Source organism: Lactobacillus sp. ESL1191, from assembly GCF_058504435.1.
On record NZ_CP196365.1, the window covers coordinates 664,122 to 681,019 of the forward strand.

Below are 16,898 nucleotides of genomic sequence, written 5' to 3' on the forward strand. Positions count from 1 at the left end.
TTTACATAATGAAAAAAACTAAAATTGTTAGTACGTTAGGGCCAGCTTCAAATGATGTTAAAACCATTACTGCTTTAGCTAAGGCTGGTGCGAACGTTTTCCGCTTTAACTTTTCACATGGTGACCATGCAGAACACTTGTCAAGAATGAAGATGGTTCGTCAAGTTGAACAGGAAACTGGTTTAGTGCTGGGTATCTGCTTGGACACCAAGGGCGCAGAAATTAGAACGACTGACCAAGAAGGCGGCAAGTTTACTATCAATACTGGTGATGAAATTCGTGTTTCAATGGACGATACTAAGCCGGGTAACAAAGAGATGATCCATGTTACTTACGCTGGTCTGTTTGATGATACTCGTGTTGGCGGCCACGTTTTAATTGATGATGGCTTAGTTGATTTACTGATTAAGTCAAAAGATGAAGCAAAGCGCGAGTTGGTTTGTGAAGCTCAAAATACTGGTGTTGTTGGTTCCAAGAAGGGAATTAATGCTCCGGGAGTTGAAATTCGCTTACCTGGAATTACCGACAAGGATGCTGCTGACATTAAATTTGGTCTTGAGCAAGGAATTAACTTCATCGCTGCTTCATTTGCGCGTAAGGCCCAAGATATTCTCGACATCCGTAAGCTTTGTGAAGACGCTAATTGTGATTACGTAAAGATTTACCCTAAAATTGAATCCCAAGAAGGAATTGACAACGCCGACGAAATTTTGCAAGTTTCTGACGGTTTAATGGTTGCCCGCGGTGACATGGGCGTGGAGATTCCATTTATTGATGTTCCGTTTGTTCAGAAGGACTTAATCAAGAAGGCCAATGCACTTGGCAAGCCAGTTATCACTGCAACTCAGATGCTGGACTCCATGCAGGAAAACCCACGTCCAACGCGTGCGGAAGTTTCTGACGTGGCTAACGCCGTTCTGGATGGTACAGATGCCACCATGCTTTCTGGTGAGTCTGCCAATGGTCTTTACCCAGTTAAAGCTGTTAAAGCTATGGCAGAAATTGACCAAAGAACTGAGCAAGATTTGCTTAAACGCAACACGCTGGCCCTGCAACGCTTCGAAGAGTACAAGGGTTCAAACGTAACTGAAGCAATTGGTGAATCAGTTGTGCGGACTGCACAAGAATTAGGTGTGAAGACGATTATCACCGCTACTAATTCAGGCTATACCGCCAGAATGATTTCGAAATACCGTCCTAATGCTGATATCTTAGCCTTGACCTTTGATGAAAAGATTCAACATTCACTTGGTATCACTTGGGGTGTTCAACCTCTGCTAACGGAAAAGCCAGCTTCAACTGACGATATGTTTGAAATGGCTGCTAAAGTTGCCAAGGAACAAGGCTATGTGAAAGATGGCGACTTGGTTATTATTGTTGCTGGTGTACCAGTAGGTGACTCAGGTACAACTAACCTGATGAAGCTGCAAATTATTGGTAGCAAGTTAGCTCAAGGCTTGGGCGTTGGTAATGGCTCAGTTGTCGGTAAGACAGTTGTAGTCAACAGCGCTGAAGAAGCAATTAGTAAGGCTAAGGAAGGCGATGTGTTAGTTGCTAAGACGACTGATCCTGATTACATGTCAGCTATCAAGAAGGCTTCTGGTTTAGTTGTTGAAGCATCAGGTTTGACCTCCCATGCCGCTGTTGTTGGCCTATCTTTAGGTATTCCAGTTGTAGTCGGCGTAACCGATGCTACTGAAAAGATTGCTGGTGGGTCGACAGTCACAGTTGATGCCCGTCGCGGTGCTATTTATCAAGGTGAGGTTACCAACCTCTAATCATTACTGGTAAAACCAAAATAGTCAGTAGCTACTGGCTATTTTTTTAGTTTTAGCGTTGCAGTCTGTTATATACCAATGTAATCAATTGACCTGTATCAATTTATTCGGGTAAAATGTTATACTTGATGATGAAACGATTTGTAATAGGAGAATGGAATATGCTGGGCCAGATTTCAACGGGTAAAATAATTGATCAAAATCAGGATGCCTTTTATGTTCAAGTAGATGGCATTACTTATGAGTTAAAGCGTAAGGAGATTACGCAGGAAGAAGAATTGCACTTGGGTGACCAAGTAGAGGGCTTCTTGTATGATGACAAGCAGCATAACCGTGAGATGACCCAGTTTTTGCCTTTTGCGCAGGCGGATCAGTATGGCTGGAGTAAGGTGACCGAAGTCAAGTCTGACCTCGGAGTCTTTGTTGATATTGGTTTGCCTGATAAGGATGTTGTTGTCTCGGTTGATGACCTGCCCTTCGATAAGAGTCACTGGCCACGCAAGGGCGATCAACTCTTGGTTCACCTTGAAACTGACCAAAAGGACCGGATATGGGCAAAATTAGCTGATGAAAATATTTTTGAGCAATTGTCAGCCCACTTCCCAAATGATCTAAAAAATCAGGATGTGTTTGCCACTGTCTATTCCAGCCGTGAGGTGGGGGCTTTTGTCATTACTAGTGACTACTATCTAGGTTTTGTTCATAGTTCGCAAATGGTTGCTCCACTACGGGTCGGCGAGCAATTCAAGGGTCGCGTAATTGGCGTCAGTCAGTATGGCCGGTTGAATCTGAGCAGCCTGCCCCGAGCTTTTGAAGAAATTGACGATGATGCGCAGATGATTTTGATGAGTTTGCGGCGGAAAAGCAACAAGTCGCTACCTTTTTATGACAAGTCTGATGTAGCGGAAATCAAATCTTACTTTGGCATTTCTAAATCGGCCTTTAAGCGCGCTTTGGGACACTTACTCAAAGCAAGGTATATTACCGAGGATAAGGAAGGTGGGACTATCTCATTAGTCAATGATCCTGAAGCTGGTAAAAATGAATGATTTGGTCGAAACCGTTGAAGATTATTTGCGTTATAGTCAACTTGAGCGTGGCTTGAGCAATAATACGATCGCGGCTTATCGGCAAGACTTAAATACGTTTTTGGCTTTTTTGAAAAGAGAGCGGTTGACGACTTGGCCAACTAAAGCGGTTGATATCGATGCTTTTCTGGCCGGCCTGAGTGATCAAAATAAGGCTACTAGTTCGATTAGTCGCATGATTTCAAGCTTGCGGAAGTTTTATCAGTGGCTGGTTAGGCAGAACATGCAGAAGCTAAATCCCATGCTCGAAATTGATTCACCCAAGAAGGATTACCGCTTACCGGTGGCTTTGAGCGAGGAAGAAGTAACTAGGCTGCTAGATCAACCGGAGATTTCGCAGAAGCTGGAGCTACGTGATCGAGCGCTGCTTGAAACCCTTTATGCAACTGGTATTCGGGTGAGCGAACTAATTAACCTTGAGTTTAACGATCTGCATGAGGACTTACGCCTAGTCAAGGTTTTCGGTAAAGGTTCAAAGGAGCGCTTAATCCCGATTAGTGATGTGGCGCTTTCTTGGATTAAACAGTACCAAGTTCAAGTTCGTGACCCTTTACTACTGAAAGTGGGTCAAAACAATGATCATATTTTTCTTAATAACCGGGGTGGGTCCTTAACTAGGCAAGCGGTCTGGCAGATTATCAAACGTTATTGCGTCCAGGCTGACATTAACAAAAACGTGACGCCCCATACTTTGCGCCATACCTTTGCAACCCACTTGCTTGAAAATGGGGCAGATCTGCGGGTGGTTCAAGAAATTTTGGGACACTCCGATATTAGTACTACGCAAATTTATACTAACTTGTCGCAAAAGCATATTTTAGAAGTATATGCTAAGACACATCCGCGAACTTAGGTGATGAAATGCTGATTGAATGTAAAAATGATCAGGAGAAAGTAGCGATGAGTTTGCTATCTTACCTTCCTGATTTCAAAAACCTAGATAACTTAAAGGATGAAATTCAGCTTAATAAAAATAGCCCTGAATTTCGCCTTTATCTCTATCGGGCTGAAAATCCGAACTTTATTGGAGTAATCGGGACACAGAATGATGAACACTTTGTGGTCATTCGCTACCTATCACTTGCACCCGACTACCGGCAGCCTAAGTATGAGGCTAAAGCAGTGTGTGAATTGGCGGGCAGCAATCCCCAGAAAAAGGTTACCGCTGTGCCTGAATATGTTTACTTGACTAAATATTTACCTAAAACCAAGAATCATGATTAGTAACTTAACTTTAGAATTACCAAATTTCGAGGGACCACTTGACCTGCTCTTGCACCTAATCAAGTCGCAAAAAATCGATATCTATGACATTCCCATTGCGCAGATCACCAGTCAGTATTTGGCCTACTTGCACGAGATGCAGCGGCTTAATTTGACCATCGCAGGTGAATATTTTGTTATGTCGTCAATGCTGCTTCGCATTAAGTCGCAGTCCCTCTTGCCTCAAAATGATTTTGTCGATGAGGATGAACCCGAGGTCGACCCCCGGGAAGAATTGGTGCAACAACTGATTCAATATTCAGTTTTTAAAAAGGTGTCAACCTACTTAAAAAAGCGTAATGGCGAGGTTCCAATCACTGCTGCTAAAGAGGAAAGTGTGCCACTAACCAAGCAGGTAAATCCACTTCCGCCCGGTCAAATCACTTCAGCTGAACTTGCTCGCACTCTGGTAGTGGTACTGCAAAGACTAAAAATTCGGCAACCTGATGCGGTATCAGTCGGGATCAGCGAGGCCTCAATTACTGAGATGATTGAGTTTTTGCATGAACAACTGGCCCGGCAGCAAAAAGTCAGCTTTTTTGCTTGTACTAGCCAGGTAAAAAGCCTGTCCGATATAATAGGATTGTTTTTAGCATTGCTTGAACTTTGCAAAAAACAGGAGATTAGAGTTGAACAGTCACGTACTTTTGGTGATCTGGAATTAGAAAGAATTGATAGTGATGGTAAGTAAAATGGCGCAACTAGAGGCACTCTTGTACGTGGCAGGGGACTCTGGAATTGCCAGTGCGGATTTAGGTGAATTGCTGCAAGTTGAGCATGCAGCCTTGCGGGAATTAGCTAAGCAGTTGACGGCTAAATTAGCGCAAAATCAGGACTCCGGCTTGCAGCTGCAGCACATTAACCACAGTTATAAGTTGACAACTCGTCCGGAAGTGGGCGAAGTGGTGGGTAGTTTTTTCCAAAAAGATATGACTAAGACTTTAAGTCAGTCAGCTTTGGAAATTCTGGCCATCATTGCCTATAAGCAGCCAATTACGCGTGTTGAGATTGATGCCATTCGCGGGGTAAATTCAGCCGGTGCACTGCAGACGCTGGTCTGGCGTGGTCTGGTTAAGGCTGAAGGCAAAAAGGATGCCCCTGGTCATCCTAATTTATATGTAACCAGTGACTACTTTTTACAGTATTTTGGTTATCAAAGTCTAGCAGATTTGCCGTTAATTGAGGATTTTGAAGAGGGTAATATCAGTGCTGAAGGTGAGCTTGACCTATTTGCTGCCAGGGGCCAGGCTGATAAAAATTTGGCAGAAGCGCAAAAGGGAGAACAGTAATGGTTTTACAAAGGTTGCAAAAGGTAATTGCTGAAGCTGGTGTGGCTTCGCGGCGAAAGGCAGAAAAGTTAATTGTAGAAGGGCGTGTCATGGTTGATGGCAAGCCTGTTACCAAGTTAGGAAGCAAGGTTGAAACTGTCAGCAACATTACCGTTGACGGCGAACCAATTGAGCGAGAAAGTCACCATACCTATATCTTTTACAAGCCGCGGGGGGTGGTATCAACTGCTAGTGATGACAAGGGCCGGAAAACGGTAGTTGACTACTTTGAGGATTTACCTTACCGCTTGTATCCAATTGGCCGCCTCGACTACGATACCTCAGGCCTCTTACTAATGACTAATGATGGTGAACTGGCGAACTTGTTAATGCATCCGCGCAATAAGGTGGCCAAGGTATATGTGGCGAAGATCAGTGGACAATTAACACCAGAAGAAATAAATCGCTTGATGCGTGGGATTGAGCTTGATCACCGCAAAACTGCACCTGCGAAGGTCAAAGTTTTGCGCACCGACCACAAGAAAAAAAGTCAGATCGTGCAGTTGACGATTCATGAAGGGCACTATCACCAGGTGAAAAAGATGTTTAAGGCAGTAAAGCACCCGGTTGAAAAATTAGCCCGTGAAAAGTATTCTTTTTTAACCCTTGATTCGCTTGTTTCTGGCAAGTACCGAGAACTATCTCATGCTGAGGTTGACAGATTAAAGCATGTGGACTAGTATGGGTTTATAATTAAATATTTAAGTTTGTTGTCTTCATGGCAGGGTGCAAATCCCGACCGGTGGTGTAAGTCCACGACCCACGCAAGTGGTGGAATCTATTTTGAGATACCGATAGTTAGAGTCTAGATGAAAGAAGACAGGCTAAACTAAGATAAGCTTATTAAAGCTTACTTTGTAATAGGTCTGTTGCTGGAAGCAACAGACCTATTAACTTTAGGAGGTAAGTTTTGAAGAAAAAAAATGCCAGTAATTTGGCTAATATTATTGCTTATGCGTTGATTGGAACGATTTCTTTTATCCTGATGGAAATTGCTTTTCCGCTGCCCGTGGCTAGTTTTTTAAAGTTTGACTTTTCAGATGTATTAGTCACCATTGGGACATTTTTATTTGGGACTGGACCTGGCATCTTTATTGCGCTCATTAGGATGCTGATTCACCTAATTTACAAGGGTTTTGCTTTGCCGAGTATTGTGGGTCAATTAGCTGCACTTCTGGCATCCTTATCCTTTGCGCTACCGTTTTATTATAGTACCAAGGGGATCGATGCTGACGAAAAGAGTGCAGTTAAACGTCATTTAAGACCAATTTTGGGTGTTTTACTAGGAATCATTGCCATGACAGCAGTTCTTGCAACTTTCAACGCCTTTATTTTGACACCAATCTATGCGGTGACAACGGTAGCCAATCTACCAGCGATCAACGGTTATGCTGGCTTACTCTCCTTTACCGAAAAGGTGTATTTGGGGCAACTCCTTCATATCCCTTCAATGAGTGCCTACATATTCGGTATCATTGTGCCATTCAACCTGCTCAAGGGGGCAATTAACGGGATAGTTGTTTACCTGCTCTTTGAGACTGTCTTACGCAATCTTAAGCCCTTTGTTCGTAAGTATTTTAAGTTAAAAAACTAAGCTTAAGAATCGGTCAGTAATTTGACCGATTTTTTTATCCAATTTAAAAGGTAAATATGCTAAAATTAAGCAAGTCGAGTGAAGGAGGTTTTTAGATGAAGCAAAAACGAACAGGTCCTTATAAACATTACCAACGTCCCGTTGAGCCTAGAACAGTGATTCATCGAACGGTGTCGAGGACTTGGTTTATCCTGCTGACACTGATTACAGTTGTCCTGGTCGCGTTAGTGTTTGTGGTGCACCAGTTAGCTTCAAGCGGACGGGTAAACAATCAGGCAGGTGAATTTCGCTCTAGTCGTCAAAGTAGCCAGCCTAAGAAGACGCAGCGCACGAAGACCCACAACCAACCCAAGCATAAAGTACAGCCTGAGTTAAAGGCTAAAAAGTCCAATAAAGCAAAAGATAAACAGGCCACGTCTGAACCTAAGGAATATTTGGTTAAAAGTGGTGATTCTTTAACTAGTATTGCAAGTAGATTCAACGTCACTGTCGACGACTTAGCCCAACTCAACCAGCTTGGTCCAGATAGACAGATTAGAGCCGGGCAAACACTTAAAGTAAGATAATTGTATAGAAAGGGGAGGGACTTTGACGTCCCTTTTTGATTGGAATGCAGGTAGCAATTGATGGTCCAGCCTCAGCTGGAAAAAGTACGGTCGCAAAATTAATTGCGCAAAAATTAGGTTTTACTTATATTGATACTGGCGCAATGTACCGGGCCTGTACGTTTCTGGCGCGTAGCCACGGACTCGATTATGGAGATGAAGCGGGAATTTTAGCCCTAGTAGAACAGACGGGGATCGAGCTTAGAAATATTGCCGGTCAACAGCATGTCTTGGTTGGTACAAGGGATATTTCTCATGAAATTCGTAAACCCGAAATTTCTGCCAAGGTCTCACAAGTTGCCGCTCTTAGTGGTGTGCGTCAAAAGATGGTAAGTTTGCAAAGGCAGATGGCCGGAAAAGTAGATGTAGTAATGGATGGTCGGGATATTGGCACAACGGTATTACCGGATGCGCAAGTGAAAATATTTTTGGTGGCTTCGGCTCGTTCGCGTGCCCAGAGACGGATGTTGGACTTAGAAGAGCAAGGCATTAAGACGACTAAAACCGTAGCTGAAATTGAAGCGGATATTGCCGCTCGTGATTATAAGGATTCGCACCGGGCAATTTCACCTCTAAAAAAGGCAGTAGATGCGGTCGAAATTGACACAACTTCCATGACAATTGCCGAAGTAGTTAACAAAATTTTGCGCCAAATCGAAAAAAGTCAAAAAAAACTACAAAAAAGGGGATAAAACAGTAGAAAAATATCTAACTTTCATTTAAAATTAGGTTATGATATTGGGAGGTAAATAATGTCAGAAAACAGTAATCAATTTTTAGATGCACTAAAGCAAATGCAAGGAGTTGAGGTCGGCGATATTGTAGATGTTGAAGTCCTAGACGTTGAAGAAGGTCAAATCGATGTTGGTGTAACCAATGCTGGTATCGAAGGTGTTATTCCACGTCGCGAATTTACATCAGATCGCAACCTTGACCTTCGTAGTGCAGTTAAGCCAGAAGACAAGTTTAAGGCTTTAGTCTTAAGAAAAGCTGGTGGCGATAAGGAGAATGGTGAATTCTTCTTCTCCGTTACCCGTCTGAAGGAAAGAGAAGCTTACGACAAATTACAAAAAGACTTTGAAGCAGGCAATACTATCGAAGGTACTGTTACTTCATCAGTACGTGGTGGTTTGTTAGTTGATGTTGGGACAAGAGGATTCTTGCCAGCTTCACTTATTTCCAACCGTTACGTCTCAGATCTTAAGCCATACATTGGTCAAACCATGAAACTTAAGATTACCGAGATTGATCCAAGTAAGAATCGGTTAATTCTTTCTCATAAGGACTTAATTGAAAAAGAGCGTGAAGAAGCCTTTGATAAAGTAGCATCACAATTAGTTGTTGGTGATGTTGTCGAAGGTACAATTTCTCGTTTAACTAACTTCGGTGCATTTGTTGATGTTGGTGGTGTGGACGGTTTGGTTCACATTTCCGAAATTTCATACAAGCATGTTGACAAGCCTAGCGATGTCTTAAAGACTGGTCAAGACGTTAAAGTTAAGGTAATCGGTATTGATGATGATAGACATCGCATCTCCCTTTCAATTAAGCAAACTGAACCTTCTCCATTCGAACAAGCAACAGCAGAATTGCACGAAGGCGACATCTTTGAAGGTGAAGTTAAGTCATTGACTAACTTTGGAGCCTTCGTTGAAGTTGCTGATGGTATTCAAGGCTTAGTCCACGTTTCAGAGATATCATACAAGCACGTAGATAAGCCCAGCGATGTTTTAGAAGTAGGTCAGACAGTTAAAGTCAAGGTTTTGAACATCGATCCAAATGAGCGTAGAATCTCCCTTTCAATGAAGGCTGCTGATTCTAAGGGTTCAGACCACGAAGGATCTCATTCAAACGGTTCATATAACCACAATGCAGCTAACAACAAGTATATGAATAATGATGATGGTGGCTTTGCATTGGGCGACATTATCGGTGACCAATTAAAAGATCGTCAATAGTTGTAATAAAAGAGCTGACTTGGTCAAGTCGGCTTTTTTTATTTTAAGGAGGCTGAAAATATGGTTTTACCCGTAGTTGCTATTGTAGGACAACCCAATGTAGGTAAATCAACGCTTTTCAACCGGATTATCAATGAGCGCCTGGCCATTGTTGAAGACAAACCGGGTGTTACCCGCGACCGTAATTATGCGCAGGCAGAGTGGTTGGGGCACAAGTTTGATCTAATTGATACAGGTGGGATTACCTGGGAAAATGGTCATATCGAGGAGGAAATCCGTGCTCAAGCAGAAATTGCAATCGAGGAAGCGGATGTAATCGTCATTTTAACAAGTGTAGCCAACCATTTAACTGATCTCGATGAACGGATTGCGCAGTTGCTCTATCGAACTAAAAAGCCGGTCATTTTGGCGGTCAATAAGGCCGACAACCCCGAGCAACGAGCAGAAATCTATGATTTCTATAGTTTAGGCTTAGGAGAACCAATTCCCATCTCCAGTGTTCATGGCACCGGCATTGGCGACTTACTTGACCGAATTGTCAGTGAATTGCCAAGAGATTTAGCCAAACAAGACGAGGAACGAATTTCATTCTGCGTCATTGGACGGCCCAATGTTGGCAAGTCATCAATCGTTAACCGACTGGTGGGTGAGCAGCGCGTAATTGTCAACAATGAAGAGGGCACGACCCGTGATGCTGTTGATACGCCCTTTGTTGATGACAGTGGGACTAAGTTTCAAATTGTTGATACAGCTGGTATCAGACGGCGGGGCAAAGTTTATGAAAAGACCGAAAAGTATGCTGTAATGCGGGCTATACGAGCTATTGAACGCTCAGATGTGGTTTGCTTGGTGCTTGATGCAAGTACCGGTATCCGGGAACAAGACAAGCACGTAGCCGGCTATGCCCATGAAGCGGGGCGCGGAATTATTATTGTAGTTAATAAGTGGGATCTGCCCCAGAAAACCAGTAGCAGTGGTAAAGAATTTGAGCAGACCATTCGTGAGGAATTGCAGTATCTAGATTATGCGCCAATTGTCTTTGTTTCAGCTAAGACCGGGCAGAGAATCGCCCAACTACCTGAATTGGTTAAGATGGTTCACCATAATCAGACCCAGCGAATTAAGTCGAGTGTGCTGAATGATTTGCTACTTGAAGCCAGTAAGCTGGTACCTACGCCGATGATCAAGGGTAAGCGGCTCCGGGTTTACTATATGACCCAAGTTTCAACTAAGCCACCTACTTTCGTAGTTTTTGTTAACGATGCTGAATTAATGCATTTTTCTTACCAACGTTTCCTGATTAATCAGTTGCGCGATAATTTTGATTTTACGGGAACCCCAATTAAGATCATTGCGCGCAAGAGAAAATAGTTTGTATCTTGCAAGTAGATAAAAAGCACATTTTTTGAAGAAAATGCTTGTTGTAGTAAGGGTTTTGTGCTATTTTGAAAACAAGGGAAATAATGGTTAGTCATGATCATTTATTCCTTGTTCCTCTTTTGAGGGATAAGTTACGAATCTCCACTTGGAGATTTAATCAGGGGAGGTGAATTCCAGATGGCAAATAAAGCAGAATTAGTTACTGAAGTTGCATCAAAAACTAACTTGACTAAAAAAGATGCGGCAACAGCTGTTGATGCAATTTTTAGTTCAATCCAAGAGAATCTTTCTAGTGGTAAAAAAGTTCAATTGATTGGTTTCGGTACTTTTGAAGTACGTCAACGTGCAGCCCGTAAAGGACGCAACCCACAAACTGGTGATGAAATTGAAATCCCAGCTAGTGTTGTGCCAGCTTTTAGACCTGGTAAGGCGCTGAAAGAGGCTGTTAAATAGTTAACAGTTGAACTGAGAAGATGGTGGCATACTCGCCATCATCTTTTTTGTTTGGTATGATTTTTTAAAAAAGGCTTCACCTAAAGTTCAGGAAAGCAGCGGAGGTAAATTATGAGTTATTCAGAACTGTTGCTCGACTCAATCGAGCAACAGGATTTTTCGCAAGAAAATATTTTATTGCAGCAGGCATTGGACAATGACGAGCCAGAGATTTTGGCATCATTAGCGGAAAACCTTACTGGTCTTGGCTTTACCAATTTGGCCAAGGAGGTTTATCGCAGTCTAATTGCTCGGTTTCCTCAAGAAGACCTGTTTAAAATCTACCTGGCTGAAATTCTCTTAAATGACGGCAAGGAAGACGATGCTTTGTCCTTATTGTATGATATTCCTGAAGACTCTGCGGCTTACCTTGACGCCCTCTTAGTGCAGGCGGACTATTATCAAACTAATGGCTTGCTTGAAACTGCCTATAGTAAGTTGCGGGAAGCGGTCAAAATTGCTCCGGATGAGGATGTAGTTAAGTTTGGGCTAGCTGAACTAGACTACCTTACTGGCCATTACGAGCGGGCCCTTGACCGCTACCAAGACTTATTGACGCGCCAAGAGATGTTTGGTGAGGTTAAGTTGAGTGACCGTCTTTTTCAGACGCTGGCCAAGCTGGGGCGTTATGAAGAAGCAAGTCAAATAATTGACCAAAATAGTGGCAACTTGCTAGATATTGACGTCAAGTATCAGGCTGCCCTAGTCATGTTAGCCGTTAAAAAGAGTGACCAGGCAATCAAGTACCTTAATGAGGTGATTGATCAGAGTCCCGATTACGCCAATGCTTATCGTCTGTTAGTTGCTGCTTATGAACAGCAAGGTGATCAAGCGCAAATACTACGTTCGGCTCAGGCAGGACTTGCTTATAACGAGCTTGATCCCGTCTTATATGAAAAAGGCGCTCGTGCAGCAGTGCGGTTGGGGAATTTTGTTACCGCCGAAGACTTGCTTAAAAAAGGTTTAAAATTCATGCCAGATAATCATGAATTACGGCTACAATTGTCAAATTTATATGTGCGAGAAAATAAAAATCAGGAGAATATTGCCCTATTTAGCAAACTGGGCGATGATGAGCTTGAACCGCCGGTGCATTGGAATTTGGCCTTGTCATATCAAGCTTTAGGCCAACGTAAACAGGCTAAGAGCGAATTTTTACTGGCTTACCCGGAATTTCAGCAAAATGCTGATTTTCTAAAGAAAATGATTCGCTTCTTTATTAATGAAGCCAATTCTACTGATGTTGTGCGGCAACTATTAGCGCAATATTTGAAATTAGCACCAACAGATACAGAAATGCAGGATCTAGCTAACAATCTCTAAAACAACAAGGTAAACAAAAAAGTGGTGGTGCTTTTGCTGATAAGTGAAACCTTCGCCCAAGACCTCATGCACAGCAATTACCGTGACGAAGGCTTGCGGATCTTCTGCAGTAATCAATTCTTTGACAAGAGGAACTTCTCGTGGAGCAACCACCAGGTAGATCATGGGGCGGTCAGTCTGGGTAGATCATGGGGCGGTCAGTCTGGCGATATCCACCCTGAGCTTGGAGGTAGGTGAAGCCGCGTTCCAGGTCAATCATCTTAGCGATTTGTTCATAACGATCTGAAATAATTAAAAGTCCTTTGGCTGAAGCAGCTCTTTCTTGAACCGCATCCATTACCCGAGAAAGAATAAAGGCGGCCACTAAGGTGTACATAATATGTTTGATGTCCAAATAACTGAGAGAGAACAGCAAGACTAATGTATCTAGAATTAGTAGAGCCTTGCCAGAAGGAAAGCCGTACTTCATTTGGATGATGCGGGCAATGATATCGGTTCCGCCCGAAGTACCGTTATAACGAAAAACCAGGCCCAGTCCGATGCCAGAAAGGGTCCCAGCTAGACAGGCAGACAAGAAGAGGTCGTGTTCTAGATTTAATTGAGCTATAATAGGGAATGAGCGCCAGAACCATAAGAAAAATGACAGCCAGAGTGTACCCCAAATGGTGTAGGCTAAGAGTCGTTTACCCATAAAGCGGTAGCCTAGCACAATTAACGGGATATTTAACAATAGGGAGGACAGTCCCATATTGACCTCCAGAAATGCTTTAGTAGCAGGGTAATTCCACTGATTCCACCATCAGTTAATTTGTTGGGGGCTGAAATTAGATCGAGGCTGAAGCCGTAAATAGCGCAGCCTAGCATAATCATCAAAAGCTCTAGCATGTTTCTCTTGGTAATTTTTGGCATAAGTAATTTTCTTTCTTTGGCAGGAGATAAACTTAAGTAAACGATAAAAATAAAAAATGAGTTGATAACTAATGATGAAAATAGATAAACTACCAGCGCTTTTTGTAACGGCAATTCCTGTTTTAAAGAAGTTAGAACAAGCCGGATTTGAGGCCTACTTTGTGGGTGGTTCAATCCGCGACTTGTTACTGCAGCGCGACATTCATGATATTGATATTGCTACAAGTGCCTATCCTGAAGAGGTCAAGCAACTCTTTAGCAAAACCATTGATACGGGCATCAAGCATGGGACAGTAACCGTGTTGTACGATCACGGTAGTTATGAGATTACCACCTTTAGAACGGAAACGGGCTACCAAGACTTTCGTCGTCCGGACCAGGTAACTTTTGTGCGTAACTTAAGTGAGGATCTCAAGCGGCGTGACTTTACCATTAATGCATTAGCGATGAATACGGAGGGCCTGATTGTCGATTTGTTTGATGGCCTTGGTGACCTTGAACGGCATTTAATTAAGGCGGTCGGCGATCCAATGCAGCGCTTTCATGAAGATGCACTCCGGATGATGCGGGCGGTTCGCTTGATGAGCCAGCTAAAGTTTACTCTTGAAGATAAAACACAGGCAGCGATTAAGGATATGCACCAACTGCTACCGAAAATTTCGGTTGAACGGATTCGCGATGAATTTGTCAAAATGGGCCTGGGTGCCAATTCTAGGGGAGCCTTTCAAGTGTTTTTAGATACGCAACTAAGTGAAGGGGTTCCTAACTTTACTGGTAAGGGTGAGCTACTGTCCGTTTATCCCAGTCTAGAGTTTAATCCTGCTGAGGAATCTAGTTTGTGGGCAGTAATTATTATTTTGCTCAAGCTGCAAAATAAGGAAATTGCACACTTCATGCATGATTGGAAAAATTCAAATGCCATGACCGCTAAAGTAGAAAAGATTGTTGCCTTATTTGATCTTATTTCGGAACGCTCGCCCTCAAATTATGACTTATTTGAGGCGGGTAAGGAGACACTGCTGAAAACCATTGATGTTGCTCACATTCTGGGGCAGCCAGTTAATGCAGAAGCGCTAGTTGATCGGTATCTGGCCTTGCCAATCAAGTCTTCAGCTGAATTAGCGGTAGACGGTCAATTTTTAATTGCAGCAGGCGTAGCTCCCGGCCCGCAATTAGGCCAGTTGTTAACTACGTTGAAGCAAAAAATACTCGCCGGTGAGCTTGAAAACACGCAAGAAGCAATCAGTACTTATCTGGAGCAAGGTTAGACATAAAGGAGAATTGAAAAATACATTAACCCCGAGCCTAAAATAACGAAGAGGTGCCAAATAACGTGGATGTAAGGAATCCGTTTCATGGTATAAAAGAGTGCCCCGACCGTGTAGGCTACTCCACCGCCTACCAGTAACCAAAAGCCGGTAGTGTTTAAGCGGGCGTATAATGCCTTACCGACCAGCATTACTAACCAACCCATTCCCACGTAAAGGACAGTATCTAGAATAACGTGTTTACCACGATTAAAGATATAGTAAAGAATACCAAAAAGTGCTAAGAGCCAGATTGAAGTTAGTAGTATCCAGCCCGATTTACCACCGAGTGTTACTAGGGAATAGGGCGTGTATGTACCGGCAATCAACAGAAAAATTGAAGAGTGGTCGAAAATCTGAAAAACATTGCGTGCTTTAGTAAAAATCAGGCTATGAAAAAGCGTCGAAAACAGGTATAACAATAGTAAACAGGTACCATAGATAGTAAAAGTAGTAATGCGTAAGGCACTGTGGGTTGATACGGCCTTGATAATCAGTAAAATCAGGCCAATGAGCGCTAAAAGGGAACCGATGCCGTGGACCACGGCGCTAAAAATATTGTCTAAAAGGTAGTAATTTTTTGGTCGTTTTTGGGGCTCAAGCCAAATTTTTTTCAAATTCATGGTGAAAGAATTCAATCCCTTTCTTTTTTCACTAGTTTTTTTGCTATAATAATTTATAATTAATCCAGTTCACATTCTATCATAAAATAGGTGAGCAGCAATTCAGAATTGAGGGCGAGTACTTTGTCAGAAATAAAAGTTTTGACCGATTCTTCAGCGCAGTTAACGCCAGAAGAAATAGAAAAATATCATATTACGGTGGTGCCACTATCGATTACGATTGATGGAGCAACTTATGTCGATGGCGTTGACATTACCAGAGCAGAATTTGTGCAGCAGATGAATGAAGCGGCGGAGTTGCCTAAGACCAGCCAGCCACCAATTGGTCGCTTTGTTGAAACCATCAATGAGTTAACTAAGGATGGTAGTGAGGTAATCGGTATTTTCTTAGCTAAGGCGCTGAGTGGTACGGTTGATGCGGCAAGGCAGGCAGCAACCATATCTGGTAAAGCTGAAATGGTCCATATTATCGATTCGGAGTTAACTGATCGGGCCGAGGGTTTTCAAGTTTTGGCGGCGGCTCGCGATGCAGCAGCTGACAAGTCAGTTGGCGAAATTTTGACTCACATTGAAAAAATTAAAAAGTCGCAACAACTCCACATGATGATTGTCAACCTCGAAAACGTCATCAAAGGTGGGCGTTTGGGGCAACTCTCAGGTAAAATCGCCAACTTGCTCAATATTCGGATTGAACTTCAAATGCCAGACGGTCAACTAAAGGTAGCTAAAAAGGGGCGGGGTAAAAAATTTACCCTTGCCTTTGATGAGCGCGTTTTAGATGACATTAGAGCCAATTCAGACCAGATCAAGGAAGTTGGTATTTCTTATGTCTCGCTAGGTGAAGAGCCAGAGAATTTACGTGACCTAGCTAGTAAGATTAAAGCAATTAACCCCCAAATTGATGTACTAGTAAGAGAGACTAGTCCGATTATTGCGACACACGCTGGTATGGGGGCATATGCAATTTTATATTATAGGGAGTAAGTAAGTGGCCTATCGAGAAAGTTTTTACCGCTACCTAATGACGCAGCGAAATGCCAATTCAAGTGATGAGATCGCCCAGTTTGCCAATAACGCCCAAAACGATCAAACTTTTCCCAAGCAGGAACAGAGCTATGAAAAGTTATCGGATTACCTTGAATTAAATGCGGGTTACTTATCAAGTATGAGCATCTTTGACGAGGCTTATCAGAGCTACCGTGAAAAGATGTCCTATTAGGATTCGATTTTTAGTTGAATCATAGTTATAA

At 42.8% G+C, this 16,898-nt stretch carries 18 protein-coding genes, 1 pseudogene and 1 riboswitch; of the genes and pseudogenes, 17 read left to right on the top strand and 2 right to left on the bottom strand.

Annotated elements, in window-relative coordinates; translation table 11 throughout:
- Positions 1-8 precede the first annotated feature (8 nt).
- The 14 genes from pyk (at position 9) to ACSYSN_RS03600 (ending at position 12,809) form a co-directional block, all read left to right on the top strand.
- Entirely contained in the window at positions 9-1,778 is a 1,770-nt protein-coding gene (pyk, locus tag ACSYSN_RS03535; RefSeq protein WP_491712781.1) for a pyruvate kinase, read from the top strand.
- 161 nt (positions 1,779-1,939) lie between these two features.
- Complete coding sequence (locus tag ACSYSN_RS03540) at positions 1,940-2,827, top strand: CvfB family protein (protein WP_491712782.1); 888 nt, start codon at positions 1,940-1,942, stop codon at positions 2,825-2,827.
- Complete coding sequence (xerD, locus tag ACSYSN_RS03545; protein ID WP_491712783.1) at positions 2,820-3,719, top strand: site-specific tyrosine recombinase XerD; 900 nt, start codon at positions 2,820-2,822, stop codon at positions 3,717-3,719. The genes ACSYSN_RS03540 and xerD overlap by 8 nt, the downstream gene beginning before the upstream one ends.
- An 8-nt stretch (positions 3,720-3,727) precedes the next feature.
- Positions 3,728-4,090: a reductase gene (locus tag ACSYSN_RS03550; RefSeq protein WP_491712784.1), complete on the top strand. Its 363-nt coding sequence runs from the start codon at positions 3,728-3,730 to the stop codon at positions 4,088-4,090.
- Entirely contained in the window at positions 4,083-4,820 is a 738-nt protein-coding gene (locus ACSYSN_RS03555) for a segregation and condensation protein A (RefSeq protein WP_491712785.1), read from the top strand. Before ACSYSN_RS03550 ends, ACSYSN_RS03555 begins: the two co-directional genes overlap by 8 nt.
- Entirely contained in the window at positions 4,810-5,418 is a 609-nt protein-coding gene (gene scpB, locus ACSYSN_RS03560) for an SMC-Scp complex subunit ScpB (RefSeq protein ID WP_491712894.1), read from the top strand. The genes ACSYSN_RS03555 and scpB overlap by 11 nt, the downstream gene beginning before the upstream one ends.
- Positions 5,418-6,137 carry a pseudouridine synthase gene (locus ACSYSN_RS03565; RefSeq protein WP_491712786.1) on the top strand — a complete coding sequence of 240 codons (720 nt, stop codon included), beginning with the start codon at positions 5,418-5,420 and terminating at the stop codon, positions 6,135-6,137. The genes scpB and ACSYSN_RS03565 overlap by 1 nt, the downstream gene beginning before the upstream one ends.
- A 28-nt stretch (positions 6,138-6,165) precedes the next feature.
- A riboswitch (FMN riboswitch) is annotated at positions 6,166-6,282 on the top strand.
- Positions 6,283-6,367: 85 nt separating this feature from the next.
- Entirely contained in the window at positions 6,368-7,051 is a 684-nt protein-coding gene (locus ACSYSN_RS03570; RefSeq protein WP_491712787.1) for an ECF transporter S component, read from the top strand.
- Positions 7,052-7,146: 95 nt separating this feature from the next.
- The gene (locus ACSYSN_RS03575; protein WP_491712788.1) at positions 7,147-7,617 is read left to right on the top strand and encodes a LysM peptidoglycan-binding domain-containing protein; all 471 of its coding nucleotides are present in this window, start codon (positions 7,147-7,149) and stop codon (positions 7,615-7,617) included.
- A gap of 44 nt (positions 7,618-7,661) precedes the next feature.
- Complete coding sequence (cmk, locus tag ACSYSN_RS03580) at positions 7,662-8,348, top strand: (d)CMP kinase (RefSeq protein WP_491712895.1); 687 nt, start codon at positions 7,662-7,664, stop codon at positions 8,346-8,348.
- 60 nt (positions 8,349-8,408) lie between these two features.
- Positions 8,409-9,614 (top strand): 30S ribosomal protein S1, encoded by a 1,206-nt coding sequence (rpsA, locus tag ACSYSN_RS03585; RefSeq protein WP_491712789.1) that lies wholly within the window; start codon positions 8,409-8,411, stop codon positions 9,612-9,614.
- Between the two features lie 60 nt (positions 9,615-9,674).
- On the top strand, positions 9,675-10,985 hold the full coding sequence (der, locus tag ACSYSN_RS03590; protein WP_491712790.1) for a ribosome biogenesis GTPase Der: 1,311 nt from the start codon (positions 9,675-9,677) through the stop codon (positions 10,983-10,985).
- A 186-nt stretch (positions 10,986-11,171) separates the two neighbouring features.
- Positions 11,172-11,447 carry an HU family DNA-binding protein gene (locus ACSYSN_RS03595; protein WP_317638163.1) on the top strand — a complete coding sequence of 92 codons (276 nt, stop codon included), beginning with the start codon at positions 11,172-11,174 and terminating at the stop codon, positions 11,445-11,447.
- A gap of 111 nt (positions 11,448-11,558) precedes the next feature.
- The gene (locus tag ACSYSN_RS03600) at positions 11,559-12,809 is read left to right on the top strand and encodes a tetratricopeptide repeat protein (RefSeq protein ID WP_491712791.1); all 1,251 of its coding nucleotides are present in this window, start codon (positions 11,559-11,561) and stop codon (positions 12,807-12,809) included.
- On the opposite strand, the pseudogene ACSYSN_RS03605 reads toward ACSYSN_RS03600, so the two are convergent.
- Positions 12,792-13,718 (bottom strand): annotated as a pseudogene (locus ACSYSN_RS03605) (YitT family protein). The gene ACSYSN_RS03600 and the pseudogene ACSYSN_RS03605 overlap by 18 nt on opposite strands.
- 71 nt (positions 13,719-13,789) lie before the next feature.
- Between ACSYSN_RS03605 and ACSYSN_RS03610 the strand changes: the two are divergent.
- Entirely contained in the window at positions 13,790-14,986 is a 1,197-nt protein-coding gene (locus ACSYSN_RS03610; protein WP_491712792.1) for a CCA tRNA nucleotidyltransferase, read from the top strand.
- On the opposite strand, the gene trhA is transcribed toward ACSYSN_RS03610, so the two are convergent.
- Positions 14,983-15,648 carry a PAQR family membrane homeostasis protein TrhA gene (gene trhA, locus ACSYSN_RS03615; protein WP_317638168.1) on the bottom strand — a complete coding sequence of 222 codons (666 nt, stop codon included), beginning with the start codon at positions 15,646-15,648 and terminating at the stop codon, positions 14,983-14,985. The two genes, ACSYSN_RS03610 and trhA, sit on opposite strands and share 4 nt — an antisense overlap.
- Before the next feature lie 123 nt (positions 15,649-15,771).
- On the opposite strand from trhA, the gene ACSYSN_RS03620 reads away from it, so the two are divergent.
- Both ACSYSN_RS03620 and ACSYSN_RS03625 read left to right on the top strand, forming a co-directional pair.
- A complete protein-coding gene (locus ACSYSN_RS03620; RefSeq protein ID WP_491712793.1) occupies positions 15,772-16,632 on the top strand; it encodes a DegV family protein in 861 nt (286 codons plus the stop codon).
- Positions 16,633-16,636: 4 nt separating this feature from the next.
- The gene (locus ACSYSN_RS03625) at positions 16,637-16,867 is read left to right on the top strand and encodes a YozE family protein (RefSeq protein ID WP_317638170.1); all 231 of its coding nucleotides are present in this window, start codon (positions 16,637-16,639) and stop codon (positions 16,865-16,867) included.
- Positions 16,868-16,898 lie beyond the last annotated feature (31 nt).